Origin of the sequence: Streptomyces sp. NBC_01591 (genome assembly GCF_035918155.1) — a bacterium.
Taxonomy (GTDB): Bacteria; Actinomycetota; Actinomycetes; order Streptomycetales; family Streptomycetaceae; genus Streptomyces.
On record NZ_CP109327.1, the window covers coordinates 4,151,795 to 4,164,996 of the forward strand.

Below are 13,202 nucleotides of genomic sequence, written 5' to 3' on the forward strand. Positions count from 1 at the left end.
ACCACCCACCCCCGGAAGAAACCGCAGGTCAAGCCAGACGTCAGGCCAGGTCGAGGTCGGCCACCGAGTAGACGTGGACATACGGGAGACCCGCCTCGGCGATGGCCGGAGCCGCACCCCGCTCCACGATCACGGCCACGGCCACGACCTCGCCACCGGCCTCGCGGACCGCCTCGACGGCCGTCAGCGGCGAACCACCGGTGGTCGAGGTGTCCTCGACCACCAGACAGCGGCGGCCCTTCACGTCCGTGCCCTCGATGCGGCGCTGCATCCCGTGCGCCTTCTGCGCCTTGCGGACGACGAACGCGTCCAGTTCCTGCCCGCGCGCGGCGGAGGCGTGCAGCATCGAGGTGGCGACCGGGTCGGCGCCCAGCGTCAGCCCGCCCACGCAGTCGTAGTCCAGCTCGGCGGTGGCGTCGAGCATGACCTGACCGACCATCGGAGCGGCCTTGCCGTCCAGCGTGATGCGGCGCAGGTCGATGTACCAGTCGGCCTCAAGACCCGAGGAGAGGGTCACTTTGCCGTGTACCACGGCCTTGTCCTTGATCTGCTGGAGCAGCTCAGCACGTACGTCACTCATGGCTACGAGCTTAGGGCCTGCCCGGCGGACCACCGCCGGGGTCAGAGCCTGCGCCAGCTCCACGTCGTCGCGATCTCCAGCGGATCGATCGGGGTGACGTACCGGGGCGCGGTGTTCAGCCCGTTCGGCGGGCCGGACTGCGGCTCCACACAGACCGCCTCGTCCTGCTCGTCGTAGATCACGACCCACTCGGCCCGGCTCTTCACGGTCAGCTCCAGCTGCTCCGGCCAGGTGAGCGTCACCTCGACCCCGTCCGGCATCCCGAAGCAGTCGTCCCAGGGACCGTCCAGGGGCGGGATGCGGCGGCCGGTCGGCAGATGGTTCCCGCCCCGCTCCTCCTGCCAGGCCGCGTCGAAGGTCAGCTGTACGTCCATGCCACCGCCGCCGAGGTTGCGCAGGAACCAGGGGTGCCAGCCGGCCTGCGCCGGGAACGAATCCCCGTACGTCTCGATGCCGAAGGCGAGCGTGAGCGAATCCTCGGCCAGCTCGAAGGTCTGGGTCACCCGGCCCGGGTACGGCCAGGGGTCGGCGAGGTCGTAGTAGAACGCCGCCTCCCGCTCGCCCAGCCGGGCGGTGCTCCAGGCGGTGTCCCTGCCGGTGCCATGGATGGCGTGCGGCGGGGAGTTCAGCGGCAACCGGTGCGGGACGTCACCGTTGCGGAACAGCCCGTTCCCGGTGCGCCCGCACCACGGCACCATCGGGAAGCAGCCGTACCGCTCCCCCTGCCGCAGCATCTCGGTGCCGCCGATCCGCAGACTGTCGATGCGACAGCCATTGGCGGGATTCACGGTCAACTCTGTGTCGCCGACGGACAGCCGGACGTCCTTCTCGCTGCTACTCACCCGACCGACATTACTGGCGCGGGCGCTACCGCCGCCGCCTCAGCGCCCGGGTCACCACCACTGCAGACGCCAGCGCGAGCGCGGCGGCCGGGGCGACCCAGCGGAGCGTGGCGCCCGCGGTGGTCGAATCGGGTGACGGGACGGGCGCGTACCGGCCGCGCGGCGGCGCGTGGTCGACCTCCTCGGCGCTGCGGCCGATCATGGTCCGCCTGGCGTGCGCGGCCTCCGCCGGGGGGCCCTCGGGGGCGGTGAACTCCACCTCGGAGACCGGATCGAGCGACGGCGGGGGCACGGGCGCGTCGAAGACGGAGCCGGTGCCCGGTGGGTTTCCGGGCTCCCCGGACTCCCCGGGCTCTCCAGGCGCCTCGGGCTCCACGGGCTTCCCTGGCGCCTCGGGCTCCCCGGGCTCCCCGGGCTCCCCGGGCTCCCCGGGCTCCCCTGCGGAGGGTGCCTCGTCCCCTGCGGCGTCATGGGTGGGTGGGGCCACGTCGTCGGCGGTGGCCGCGCCGGTCGTGTCGGCCTCCTCGGCCGCCTCCTCGATGGCCTGCTCCACGGCTTCCCCGACGGACCGCTCGGCCTCGTCGAGCACCTCGCCCGGCGCACCGCCGAGCTCCTCACCGGTCTCTTCGCCGGGCTCCTCACCGGCCGCGAGCGTCTCCGTCACCAGCTGCTGGGCAAAGCGGTCCAGCAGCCGGTGGGCCGCCGCGAGCGCTGCCGCCGCGTCCAGCTCCAGGAGCCGGCCGTCACCGCTCGCCGTACCCGTGAAGCCGATCGCCGTACCGCCGTCCCGCTCGGTCAGGCCGATCGTCAGGGTCAGCTTCGCCGAGCCGCTGCCCCGGGCCTCGGTGCCCTCGCCCGTCACCAGGATCCCGCCCCGGGGCGAACCCTCCGGGCCGTCCTGCGGCGCATCGGTGAGCCGCAGCGTGCCGCGGTAAGTGATCGTGTGACCGTCGACCCGGATCTTGAGCCGGCCGGACAGCGGGCCCACAGACGCGTCGGCGTCCTGCTGCAGCCCCGGCACGCATCGCGCGACGCGGGTGTGATCACCCAGCGTCCGCCGGAGGGACGGGACCGGAACCGGAACGAACACCTCATGCTCCATGGAAACCGAGCCTACTCAGCCCCGGCCCGTCGCGTCAGCGGTTCCGCCTCGCGAAGCCACCGGCCACACGGATCACGGCACCCGGCACCCGGCACCCGGCACCCGGCACCCGGCACCCGGCACCCGGCACCCGGCTCACCGTTCCTCCCAGTACCGCGGATGCACCAGTGTCGACGGCGGCAGCCCCGGCAGCCGTACGCTCTCCATCTTCCGTCCCGCGTTCACCAGCTCGGGCTCCGTCATCGACCGCAGCGCCGGGGTCTTCAGGGCGAGGCCGAGCTCCGGCCGCTCTCCCGGACCGGCGAGGACGAAGCCCCAGCCGTGCGCGGAGTGCGCCCGGTGCGTGGCCCGGTCGGGGCCGGCCGCGGAATCGGAGAGCCGGCCGCTGATCCGGTACGGGCGGGTACGCAGGCCCGCCGCTCTCATCGACGCCTCGACCGTCCAGAACGTACGCGGCCGGGACACCGGCGGGCCCCCGTGCACCACCAGCCGGCCGCCGGGCGCGATCGCCTCGGCGACCAGGCCGTAGAACTCCGCCGAGTAGAGCTTCGTGCTGGTGGAGATCTCCGGGTCGGGCAGATCCGAGATCACCACGTCATAGCCGCCGTGCGCCGTCCGCAGCCAGTTGAAGGCGTCCGCGGTGACGGCCGTGAGCCGGGGGTCGCGGTACGCGTGGCCGTTCAGCTCCGAGAGCGCCCGGTCGGTACGGGCCAACCGGGTGACGCCCTGGTCGAGCTCGACCACGGTGACGTCGCGTACATCCGTGTAGCGCAGCACCTCCCGGGCGGCGAGGCCGTCGCCGCCGCCCAGGATCAGGACGCTGGCGTGCGGCCCGTTCATCGCCGGGTGCACCAGCGCCTCGTGGTAGCGGTACTCGTCGCGCGCGCTGACCCGCAGCCGCCCGTCCAGATACAGATCCAGGGAGCTGCGGCCCGAGCCCGTCAGCACCACCTCCTGGACCTCGGTCTGCACCGCGACCCGCACCCCGTCCCCGTACACCGCACGCCGCGCCGCCCGCTCGAAGTCGTCGACCAGCACGGTGGCGACGGCCAGCACGGCGATCACCGCCACGTTGAGCAGGATCAGCAGCCGGCGGGAGCGCGAGGTGAGATCCCGCCGGAACACCCACAGCACCAGCGCCCCGCCCGCCGCGGCGTTGATCGCGCCGGTGAACAGCGCGCCGGTGAGCTGCCCGAGCATCGGCAGCAGCAGAAACGGGAACGCGAGCCCGCCGACCAGCGCGCCCACGTAGTCGGCGGCGAAGAGATCCGCGACGGCGCCGCCCGCGTCCTGCCGGTCGACGCGCTGGATCAGGGTCATCAGCAGCGGGATCTCCGCACCGATCAGGATGCCGATCGTGAGCGAGAACCCGACCAGGGCGTACCGCGACTCCCCGATCCAGGCGAACGACGCGTACAGCACGAGCGCCGAGGTGCCGCCGACGAGCGCGAGAGCCGCCTCGATCAGCCCGAAACCCACTGCGGCATGGCTGCACAAACGTTTCGCGAGAAGTGAGCCGACGCCCATCGCGAAGACCATCACGGAGAGCACGACCGATGCCTGGGTGACGGAATCACCGATCAGATAGGAGGCGAGCGCCACCAGTTCGAGCTCGTACACCAGACCGCAGGCGGCACAGACGAAGACCGCGGCCAGCACGAGACATCGACCGGTCCTCGGCCCCACGGGAAGACACGTCGCGCCCCCTCGCAGCGACACCTGCTGATCGATCATGATGCGAACGCTACGTCACGATCACATGGCAGCCTGTCACCCACAAGGGTGTAAGTGGCGTGCTTACAACGGAGTTGGGACTTCTCAGGGACTCTCAGAGCGCCGCCACCGGCATCCGCACTCCCACTCGGGTGCGCGTCACCACCAACTGCCCCTCCTGCGGGTACGCATGCCAGGTGCGCCACCGCACCTGCCCCTCGGCCCGCTGGGCGAACATGGCGGTGAAGGCGTGCGGGCTGCCGGGGAACGTCCCGGCGAGACCGTGGGGATGGTCGGTCACCAGCGCGAGGAGCTCCTGCGCGCGCCCCGCGAACGAGCCTTCCGAGAGCGTCTCGACGCGCGCCGCGAATTCGTACTCCCATTCCCCGAGCCGCTTGGAGACACCGAGCGGAAGCGGTGTGCTGCTGCCGGGGATGCAGGCGACGGTTTCGGAACAGGTGCCGCGGTCCTCTTCGAGAAGCACCTGGTGGGAGGCGCCGAGCAGGCGCATCTGCAGCCTGGCACCGGCGAGATCGAGATCGAGCACGGCCAGGGCGGGGAGCGGTTCGCGCCCCAGCGCCCAGGCCAGGTCGGCAGCGCGGGTATCGGAATAAGCCGTCTGGAGGGTCGTGAGCATGGGTCGGCTCCGCAAGCAAGCATGGACGCATGGACAGGGGACGCCCCCGACGTGATGTACGTAGGAGGGGTAGCGCCCGATCAGGTCCAACTGGGGTCCGAGGGCTGAATGTTCTCTCAACCGAGGGAACCACGAATAGGTCGCATCCACAGCGGTTTTACCCAACTTGCCGCGGTTTCCATCCCCTCGGGGGCCTCTCGGATCATCTGTTCACGGGCAACTCGCGAAAAGCCCCAACAAAAAGGTGCCCGGCGGGAGTTCACCCGCCGGACACCTTCGGAATCAATAGTCCGGGTCAGCTTCCTCCGCCGCATCCGCCCCCGCCGCCGCCGCCGCCGCCGCACGACGAACCACCACCGCACGAGGAGTGACCACCGCCGCACGAATGGCCTCCGGAGTGCCCACTGCCGCTTCCGCAGGACGAACCACCGCCGCCGTCACCCCCCGCCCACCAACTGCCCCCCGCGGCGCTGCCGCCGGCGGCCCCCCGCCGCCCGCCACGCCTGCCCGCCTTCGCCCTGTTCCCGCCTCGCACCAGCATCGAGACGAACAGCACGATCAAACCGACCGCGATCAACACTCCGACGAAAACCTTCACCGACCTCACGCCCTTCCGTCCCCCGAAGCGAGGTCCCCCGCTTCCACGCGCTTCCTGCGTGTGTGTAGGGGATGCCCCGACCCCCGAACGGCCAAAGCAGACTTGAGCAACTCCAGAGCTTCCGCGCAGGATGACAGCCATGACACAGGGACGACCGCTGCTCAACCGCCGCCTCGCCGGGTTCGGCACGACGATCTTCGCGGAGATGTCGGCGCTTGCCGTACGGACCGGCTCCATCAACCTCGGCCAGGGCTTCCCCGACACCGACGGCCCCGAAGAAATCCGGGAGGCCGCGGTCCGGGCGCTGCGCGACGGGCACGGCAACCAGTACCCGCCGGGCCCCGGCGTCCCCGAGCTGCGCACCGCGATCGCCGAGCACCAGCAGCGGCGCTACGGCATCGCCCACGACCCCGACACCGAGATCCTGGTCACCGCCGGCGCCACCGAGGCGATCGCCGCGTCCCTGCTGGCGCTGCTGGAGCCCGGCGACGAGGTCATCGCCCTGGAGCCGTACTACGACTCGTACGCCGCCTGCATCGCCATGGCGGGCGGCGTCCGCGTCCCGCTGACCCTCCGCGCCCCGGATTTCCGCCCCGACCTCGACGCCCTCCGGGACGCGATCACGCCCCGCACCCGGCTGCTGCTGCTGAACAGTCCGCACAACCCGACGGGCATGGTCCTCACCCGCGAGGAACTGACCACGATCGCCGAACTGGCGGTGGAGCACGACCTCCTCGTGATCACCGACGAGGTCTACGAACACCTGGTCTTCGAGGGCGAACACATCCCGCTGATCTCACTGCCCGGCATGCACGACCGCACGGTCTCGATCTCGTCGGCCGGCAAGACATTTTCGTACACCGGTTGGAAAGTCGGCTGGGTCATGGCGGACGCCCCGCTCATCGCCGCCGTCCGGACGGCCAAGCAGTACCTGACCTTCGTCAGCGCGGGCCCTTTCCAGTACGCGATCGCCGAGGCTCTCCGGCTGCCGGACTCGTACTTCGACGGCTTCCGCGCCGACCTGCGCCGCAAGCGCGACCTGCTCGGCGACGGCCTGCGCGCGGCCGGGTTCGAGGTCCACCGGCCCCAGGGCACGTACTTCATCACCACCGACATCACCCCGTTCGGCGAGAAGGACGCCTACGCCTTCTGCCGCACGCTCCCCGAACGCTGCGGCGTCGTCGCCATCCCCAACTCCGTCTTCTACGACGACCTCGACGCCGGCCGCAGCCAGGTCCGCTTCACCTTCTGCAAGCGCGACGACGTCCTTGACGAGGCGGTCGGCCGCCTGCGACGCCTGGCGCCCTGAAACCGACGCGCCCCGGGGCAGCGGTCGCGAGGACCGCCGCCCCGGGGCGGGCTGTCACTGTTGTACGGGACTCAGGCGCCCGGAGGGACCGGGTCCCCGTCGTCCGTCTTCTCCTCGGCCGGGGCCAGGCCCAGGCGCTCCTGGAGCCACTTGTCGAACTCGATCGAGGCGCGCACCCAGCTGACCGTCGACGAGACGAAGTGCTCCAGGCTGACGCCCGTACCGATGAGCATCTGCGCCTCACCGATCAGACGGACCGAGACCTCGGTGTCCTCGGAGCCTTCCTCCGGCTCGTGGGTGTGCGTGTAGACCTTGGGCCACAGGGTGCGGCGGTTCCAGTCGTCGATCGCGTCGAGCAGGACCGGGCGCTGGTCCGCGGCGTGCGCGCGGTCGTAGAACGTACGGACCGAGAAGACCTGCTGCTCGTCCTCGCCCCGGAACATGAAGTACGTGCGGAATTCCTCCCACGGCGCCGCGAGGTCGCCCTCGTCGTCGACGACGTACTTCAGCTCCATCTGCTCGAGGAGCTGCTTGACGAGGTCCTGGTCAGGGACAACGGGGCCCTCGGGTCCTGCCGCCTGCGGTTCGGGCTGGCCCCCGAAATTCGGAATCGAGGACGGATCGATAGACATCGCTGGGTACTCCTGTGGATCGCTCGTGGTTTCCTGCCGACGACCCTAGCCGCGTTTCGCCGCCAGGGGGTCTACGCCCTCCGGGGAATCATCTGCGCCTCGGGTTCCCCGCGCCCGTGACCAAGCGGCGGCGGCAAGAATCGCGCACAGCACCCCGAGGAGTCCGGACGCTCCGATGGTGTTCGCCGACGAGCCGGACAGCTCCGTCGCCACACCCCCCAGGGCGACGCCGATCCCCTGCATGGCGGTCACCCCCGACCTGGCGAGCCCCAGCGCCTGGCCGCGCCGGTCGACCGGTGTCAGGAGCACGAAGGTGGCCCCGGCGGTGATCTGGTACGCGGAGCACACCCCGGCCACCAGCAGCAGGAACATGGCCGCGCCCACGCCGGGGTCGAGCCAGTAGGCGACCAGCGGCAGATTCGCACCGATCGCCAACGGCCCGAGCAGGCGGCGCCGCGACTCGTCGCCGACCTTGGCCCGACCCAGCAGGGCCGCTCCCAGCACCATGCCCGCCGGATGCGAGGCGAGCAGGAGTCCCACCGAGTAGGCGCCACCGCCGGCCTCGTCCGCGAACGGGGCGGCCAGCCCTTCCGGCAGGACGACGAACCCCGCGAGCCACCCCAGCGCGAGGAGCGACCGGAGCCTGCGGTCCGACCAGATCAGCGCGGCCGCACCCCCGACCTGCGCGCCGAGCCGCGTCTTGCGGGCGTCGGCACTCGCCGCGGGACGGGCCTTCACGCCGAACCTGACCAGCATCGCCGAGAGAAGGAAGGTCAACGCGTTCACGCCCAGCGAAAGGTTGCTGCCCAGCCACGCGGCCAGCAGACCTCCGCCGGCGAAGCCGACCAGCTGTCCGACCTGGTGGGTGATCTGCATGATCCGCTGGCCGCGTTCGTAGCGCTGCGCGCCGAGCACGGTGGGCAGCAGCGCGCCCTGGGCGGCGCCGAAGGGCGCCTCGGCCAGCTGCGCCAGCACCAGCAGCCCGGCGAGCAGCGGCAAGGGCATCCCGGGCAGGGCCATCAGCCCGACCAGCACCATCCGCACCAGGTCGCAGCTGACCATGACCGTACGCCGGGGGAAACGGTCCGCCAGGCCGGACAGGAGCACCCCGGACAGCAGCGCGGGCAGGGTGGTCAGCGCATACGTCGCCGCGGTCCATCCTGGCGAGTCGGTGCGTTCGAACACGAGCAACGACAGGGCCACGCGGGCCAGCTGGTCACCCAGGATCGACTGGGCGTAAGCAGCCCAGAGGGTACGGAATTCGCCAAGGTGAAAGAGATTGTCAGATCTGGGCTTTTTGGGCCCCGGATTTATCTCATCGCCCGTCCGCTCGTTCATGCGGGCACGCTACCTACTGCTGAATTCGGCCCCTAACCCTACTTGCGAGCAGGCGACGACGGACGCCCCGAGGTGTCCTGATTATTCGCGCACCGCCGGGCGGACCCTGCCCGCAACCGCGTAGAAGTCCCTTGTCAGAGGCGGGTGATGCAGCCCGGGGCGGAGCCGGGGCAGGAGATGCCACCCATCGGTGCGGAGCGAGGCGTTTGGCGCGATATCGATGTTGAACAATGGATCACCGACGGCGGTGACTTTTTCCCTCTTCTCACGAAATCACCGCAATCCAACGCCCCTTGTGCGGCGGCGCGGACGGCATGTCCCCGGCCGGGACACATGGTCCTCCGGCCGGGGACGCGGCATCGAACAGGCCATGTGCCGTCTACGAGGTCCTGTCCGAGGTCGCCGGGCCGACGAGCAGGTCGTCCCCGACCCGGTCCACCCGGACGGTGTCCCCGTCCGTCACCTCGCCCGAGAGGATCTCCTTCGCCAGCCGGTCGCCGATCGCCGTCTGGATGAGGCGGCGCAACGGCCGTGCCCCGTAGGCCGGGTCGTTGCCCTCCTCGGCCAGCCAGGCCAGGGCCTCGGGCGTGACGTCGAGGGTGAGCCGGCGGTCGGCCAGGCGCTTGGCGAGCCGGTCGATCTGGAGCCGCGCGATGTGCGACAGCTCCTCGCCGGACAGCGCGGAGAAGACCACCAGGTCGTCGAGCCGGTTGAGGAATTCCGGCTTGAACGAGGCCCGGACGACCTCCAGGACCCGCTCCTTCTTCTCCTCGGGCTTGGCCAGGGGGTCGACAAGGAACTGACTGCCGAGGTTGGAGGTCAGGATCAGGATGGTGTTACGGAAGTCCACCGTCCGCCCCTGTCCGTCGGTGAGCCGGCCGTCGTCGAGGACCTGGAGCAGGATGTCGAAGACCTCGGGGTGGGCCTTCTCGACCTCGTCCAGCAGCACGACGCTGTACGGGCGGCGGCGGACCGCCTCGGTGAGCTGGCCGCCCTCCTCGTAGCCGACGTATCCGGGCGGGGCGCCGACGAGCCGCGCCACGTTGTGCTTCTCGCTGTACTCGCTCATGTCGATGCGGACCATGGCCCGCTCGTCGTCGAACAGGAAGTCGGCGAGTGCCTTCGCGAGCTCCGTCTTGCCGACACCGGTCGGGCCGAGGAAGAGGAACGAGCCGGTGGGCCGGTCGGGGTCGGCGATTCCGGCGCGGGTACGGCGTACCGCGTCCGACACCGCCCGCACGGCCTCGCCCTGCCCGATGAGGCGCTTGCCGAGCTCGTCCTCCATGCGCAGCAGCTTCTGGGTCTCGCCCTCCAGCAGGCGTCCGGCGGGGATACCGGTCCAGGAGCCGACGACGTCGGCGATGTCGTCCGGGCCGACCTCCTCCTTGACCATGGTGTCCTTCGCGGCCTCCTGCTCGGCCTCGGACGCCTCGGCCAACTCCCGTTCCAGGCCCGGGATCACCCCGTACAGAAGCTTGGACGCGGTGTCGAAGTCGCCGTCGCGCTGGGCGCGTTCGGCCTGGCCGTGCAGTTCGTCGAGGCGCTCCTTCAGCTCACCGACGCGGTTGAGGCCCTGCTTCTCCTTCTCCCAGCGGGCGTTGAGGCCGCGCAGCTCCTCCTCCTTGTCGGCGAGGTCGCGGCGGAGCTTCTCCAGGCGCTGCCGGGAGCCGGGGTCGGTCTCGTTCTTGAGGGCCAGCTCCTCCATGTGGAGGCGGTCGACGGCGCGCTGGAGCTCGTCGATCTCGACCGGCGAGGAGTCGATCTCCATGCGCAGCCGGGACGCCGCCTCGTCGACCAGGTCGATCGCCTTGTCGGGGAGGAAGCGGGAGGTGATGTAGCGGTCGGACAGGGTCGCTGCGGCCACCAGCGCGGAGTCCGCGATGGAGACCTTGTGGTGGGCCTCGTAGCGGCCCTTGAGCCCGCGCAGGATCGCGATGGTGTCCTCGACACTCGGCTCGGCCACCAGCACCTGCTGGAAGCGGCGCTCCAGGGCGGGGTCCTTCTCGATCCGCTCCCGGTACTCGTCGAGCGTGGTCGCGCCGACCATGCGGAGCTCGCCGCGGGCCAGCATCGGCTTGAGCATGTTGCCGGCGTCCATGGCGGAGTCGCCGCCGGCGCCCGCGCCGACGACGGTGTGCAGCTCGTCGATGAAGGTGACGATCTGCCCGTCGCTCTCCTTGATCTCGGAGAGGACGGTCTTCAGCCGCTCCTCGAACTCGCCGCGGTACTTGGCACCCGCGACCATCGCGCCGAGGTCGAGCGAGACGAGCCGCTTGTTCTTCAGGGACTCGGGGACGTCGCCCTTGACGATGCGCTGGGCGAGCCCCTCGACGACGGCCGTCTTGCCGACGCCGGGCTCGCCGATGAGCACGGGGTTGTTCTTGGTGCGGCGGGACAGCACCTGGACGACGCGACGGATCTCCTGGTCGCGCCCGATGACCGGGTCGAGCTTGCCCTCGCGTGCGGCCGCGGTGAAGTCCGTACCGAACTTCTCCAGCGCCTTGTACTGGCCCTCCGGGTCGGGTGTGGTCACCCGGCGCCCTCCCCTGCTCTTCTCGAATGCGTCCAGCAGCCTCTTCGCACTGGCCCCCTGCCCACTGAGGATCTCACCGGCGCGGCCGCCCTCGGCCGCGATGCCGATCAGCAGGTGCTCGGTGGAGATGTAGTCGTCGCCGAGCTCCTTCGCGCGCTGCGCGGCATCGGCGATGACGGCGAGCAGCTCGCGGTTGGGCTGCGGCGGGGCGACGGTGGACCCGGTGACGCTGGGCTGGGCGCCCAGGAGCCGCTCGGTCTCGGTGCGTACGGCGATCTGGTCGGCCTCGACGGCGGCGAGCAGATCGATGATGTTCTCGTTGTCCTCGCCCGCGAGCAGCGCGAGCAGCAGATGCCCGGGGGTCAGATCGGGGTGCCCGTCCTTCACGGCCCTGCTGGTGGCCGCGTTGATGGCGTCCCGGCTCTTGTTGGTCAGCTCGGCGTCCACGTGCGCTTTCTCCTCCTTGCGGTGACTGGCCCGTCCATAACACTGACTAGGTCAACGTGTACAAAGTTGAGTCTATTCCACTCAACTATGTGCCCGGACCGGTCCGGGGCCAATCCCTGGGCTGGACTGCCGATCCATGGGCTCGGCCGCAGGCTCTCTGCTCCGAGTGAACCGGCCGCACCGGTCCTCCGCCACCGCAGTGCGGGTCACGTCCGATTCGGTACCGCGCCCGCACTGCCTACGCTGTCCCCATGGCAGTCGACGTGACGAACCCCGGCCCCGAGTACCTCGCCTTCTGGCGAGCGCGCCATGTGTGCACCCTGACCACACCCCGCCCCGACGGCACACCGCACGTGGTGCCGGTGGGCGTGACGTACGACCCCGAGACGAGGCTGGCGCGGGTCATCACCGGCAAGAACACCCGGAAGGCCGCCAACGTCCTGGCCGCGGGCCCGGACGGCGCACGGGTCGCCGTCTGCCAGATCGACGGGCGCCGCTGGGCGACCCTGGAGGGGCTCGCGACGGTGCGCACGGACCCCGAGGCGGTGGCCGACGCCGTACGCCGCTACGCGGAACGTTACGAGCGCACGCCGAAGCCCAACCCGGACCGGATCGTCATCGAGATCGCCGTGGACCGGGCGCTCGGCAGGGCCTGACCGGGCCGCGGGCGGGGACCGCGCCCGGCCGGAAAAAGCACAACGGCGCCACCGTGTTCAGGTCACGATGGCGCCGTTGTGTGGGGGAGTGACTGAGCGACATGGAACGACGGGGGATCGCTCAGGCACTGCGGGGGGTGGCGGAAATAGTCTCTGGCTCGAACAGCTGGTGGTCCCGCCGGTCGAGGTTGACGAAAATCATGTCGTACCGAATCGCACAGCGAACGGGCTGCGGGGCTCCACGCGGCTTGCGGAGGCAACGGTAGGCACGTACTTCGTCGTCTTCTTCACGTGCGACAACGATGGGGTCGCCGAACAGAGTGACCATCAACGAGTCGCCAGAGTGGGGGATGGCAGTGACGAGATCGATGAAATGCCAGCCCGATCGGTAGGCCGTGGCCATCTCTCGCCGGAAGGTCCGGTCGTCCGGCGGGATGGTCATGCGCCTGTGCGGGCCGTGGCGGAGCCGGTACCGGCAGGCGAGACCCAGCCGATGTCGGACGACTTGGCGGGCGAGACCCAACCGATGTCGGACGACTTGGCAGGTGCGACCGGCCACCCGATGTCACCGTTGGCCGCGGCCTGGACGACCCACCCGATGTCGGACGACTTGGCAGGTGCGACCGGCCACCCGATGTCACCGTTGGCTGCGGCCTGGACGGCCCACCCGATGTCACCACTGGCGACACCGTCCTCGCTCCAGCCAATGTCGCTGCCGCCCAGCAGCCCGATGCCCAGGGCCGCGACGAACGAGACGGCAAGCGCCGAGCGATGCATTCGCTTATACATAGTCGGCTTCGTCCTCACTTGTGGAT

At 70.5% G+C, this 13,202-nt stretch carries 12 protein-coding genes; 2 read left to right on the forward strand and 10 right to left on the reverse strand.

The genetic code is table 11. The features are described from left to right. Positions 1–40: 40 nt before the first annotated feature. The 5 genes from pyrE to OG978_RS19235 form a co-directional block, all read right to left on the reverse strand. Positions 41–580: an orotate phosphoribosyltransferase gene (gene pyrE, locus OG978_RS19215; RefSeq protein WP_266731675.1), complete on the reverse strand. Its 540-nt coding sequence runs from the start codon at positions 578–580 to the stop codon at positions 41–43. 41 nt (positions 581–621) lie between these two features. After that, on the reverse strand, positions 622–1,422 hold the full coding sequence (locus tag OG978_RS19220; RefSeq protein WP_326766416.1) for an aldose epimerase family protein: 801 nt from the start codon (positions 1,420–1,422) through the stop codon (positions 622–624). Between the two features lie 25 nt (positions 1,423–1,447). Then, positions 1,448–2,524, reverse strand: a complete 1,077-nt coding sequence (locus OG978_RS19225; RefSeq protein WP_326766417.1) for a hypothetical protein — start codon at positions 2,522–2,524, stop codon at positions 1,448–1,450. Between the two features lie 135 nt (positions 2,525–2,659). Then, positions 2,660–4,258 (reverse strand): polyamine aminopropyltransferase, encoded by a 1,599-nt coding sequence (locus OG978_RS19230; protein WP_326766418.1) that lies wholly within the window; start codon positions 4,256–4,258, stop codon positions 2,660–2,662. Between the two features lie 94 nt (positions 4,259–4,352). Next, positions 4,353–4,874, reverse strand: coding sequence for a DUF2617 family protein (locus OG978_RS19235; RefSeq protein ID WP_326766419.1), 522 nt, complete (start codon positions 4,872–4,874; stop codon positions 4,353–4,355). Between the two features lie 737 nt (positions 4,875–5,611). Between OG978_RS19235 and OG978_RS19240 the strand changes: the two genes are divergently transcribed. Beyond that, positions 5,612–6,781, forward strand: a complete 1,170-nt coding sequence (locus tag OG978_RS19240; RefSeq protein WP_326766420.1) for a pyridoxal phosphate-dependent aminotransferase — start codon at positions 5,612–5,614, stop codon at positions 6,779–6,781. A gap of 71 nt (positions 6,782–6,852) precedes the next feature. Here the strand turns inward: OG978_RS19240 and OG978_RS19245 are convergent, their stop codons facing one another. The 3 genes from OG978_RS19245 to clpB all read right to left on the reverse strand — a co-directional run bounded on the left by OG978_RS19245 (position 6,853) and on the right by clpB (position 11,731). Beyond that, positions 6,853–7,413: a YbjN domain-containing protein gene (locus tag OG978_RS19245; RefSeq protein ID WP_326766421.1), complete on the reverse strand. Its 561-nt coding sequence runs from the start codon at positions 7,411–7,413 to the stop codon at positions 6,853–6,855. Between the two features lie 45 nt (positions 7,414–7,458). Further along, a complete protein-coding gene (locus OG978_RS19250; RefSeq protein WP_326766422.1) occupies positions 7,459–8,751 on the reverse strand; it encodes an MFS transporter in 1,293 nt (430 codons plus the stop codon). A gap of 379 nt (positions 8,752–9,130) precedes the next feature. Then, on the reverse strand, positions 9,131–11,731 hold the full coding sequence (clpB, locus tag OG978_RS19255) for an ATP-dependent chaperone ClpB (RefSeq protein ID WP_326766423.1): 2,601 nt from the start codon (positions 11,729–11,731) through the stop codon (positions 9,131–9,133). A gap of 251 nt (positions 11,732–11,982) precedes the next feature. Here clpB and OG978_RS19260 point away from each other — a divergent pair, with 251 nt between their 5' ends. Then, positions 11,983–12,387 carry a pyridoxamine 5'-phosphate oxidase family protein gene (locus OG978_RS19260; RefSeq protein WP_326766424.1) on the forward strand — a complete coding sequence of 135 codons (405 nt, stop codon included), beginning with the start codon at positions 11,983–11,985 and terminating at the stop codon, positions 12,385–12,387. 121 nt (positions 12,388–12,508) lie between these two features. On the opposite strand, the gene OG978_RS19265 is transcribed toward OG978_RS19260, so the two are convergent. After that, a complete protein-coding gene (locus OG978_RS19265) occupies positions 12,509–12,829 on the reverse strand; it encodes a (2Fe-2S)-binding protein (protein WP_266914966.1) in 321 nt (106 codons plus the stop codon). After that, entirely contained in the window at positions 12,826–13,176 is a 351-nt protein-coding gene (locus OG978_RS19270) for a hypothetical protein (RefSeq protein WP_326766425.1), read from the reverse strand. The genes OG978_RS19265 and OG978_RS19270 overlap by 4 nt, the downstream gene beginning before the upstream one ends. Between the last annotated feature and the right edge of the window lie 26 nt (positions 13,177–13,202).